The 886-nt window shown below is 64.7% G+C and carries 1 protein-coding gene and 1 pseudogene; both read left to right on the top strand.

Going from position 1 to position 886, the window contains the following annotated elements:
* A partial coding sequence (locus NQU54_RS48645; RefSeq protein WP_257636669.1) for a Tn3 family transposase occupies positions 1–359 on the top strand: 359 nt, incomplete at its 5' end.
* Positions 360–675: 316 nt separating this feature from the next.
* Positions 676–886: pseudogene (locus NQU54_RS48640) on the top strand (hypothetical protein); the annotation flags it as partial.

Below are 886 nucleotides of genomic sequence, written 5' to 3'. Positions count from 1 at the left end.
TTAACGGCTTCTCGCAGTGGATCGGCTTCGGTAACCGCGGGGTCATCGCGGACAACGACCCGGTTGAGCAGGAGAAGGCGATGAAGTTCAATGCTCTGCTCACCAACGCGGTCATTTTTCACAACGCCCTGGACATCGCTGAGATCGTGCGGCAGCTGCTGGAAGAGGGCTGGACGATTGAGCCGGAGGACCTGGCCAACATCTCGCCGTACCTGACCGAGCACATCAACCGGTTCGGCGAGTACAGCACACACGAGCTCGGCATCCAGCCCGAGGCGTACGACCCGAAGCTGGACGTCGACTTCACCCAGCTCCGCGAGCAGGACCCGGCCGCCGTCGGCTTCGGCCAGGCGGCCTGAGCCGACGGCGGGCGGGTCGGTATCATGAGCCGCCGCGGCCCCGGCGTGAAATCACCGCCGCCACGATCGCCGCCGTCCCCGTCACTACTGCCGCCCCCAGCATCGCCGCTCCTGTGATCACTGCCCCGATCACCACTGCGTCCACGTACATGTCGCCTACCCCTCCTCAAATCCCGGCTCGGTCGGCCGGTCGGCGACCAGTCATCCGGCTCGGCATGGGGTTCAGCGATCCTCAGGCCTGCTGAACTGGACGTCGCCGCAGGCCACACCTGGTGAAATTGGTGTTCAGCGGAGGTTCAGACTGAACGAGGGACGAATGAATGACCTGCCAGCGTCTCAGCGTCTCGCGCACGCGCTGAGGGAGCTCAAGAAGAACGCGGGCAGCCCTTCGTATGCCACGATCGCGGCATGGGGCGAACAGCAGAAACCCAAGGTTGCCTTGGGGAAGAGCAAGCTCAGTCCGTGGTTCAGCGGCAAGAGCGTGCCTGCCGACGGCCGGCCCTTCACCACCCTCATTGACCTGCTTG

The organism is Streptomyces malaysiensis subsp. samsunensis, assembly GCF_024519315.1.
In the GTDB taxonomy this organism is placed as follows: Bacteria; Actinomycetota; Actinomycetes; order Streptomycetales; family Streptomycetaceae; genus Streptomyces; species Streptomyces malaysiensis.
This window is presented reverse-complemented; position numbering and strand designations above follow the sequence as displayed.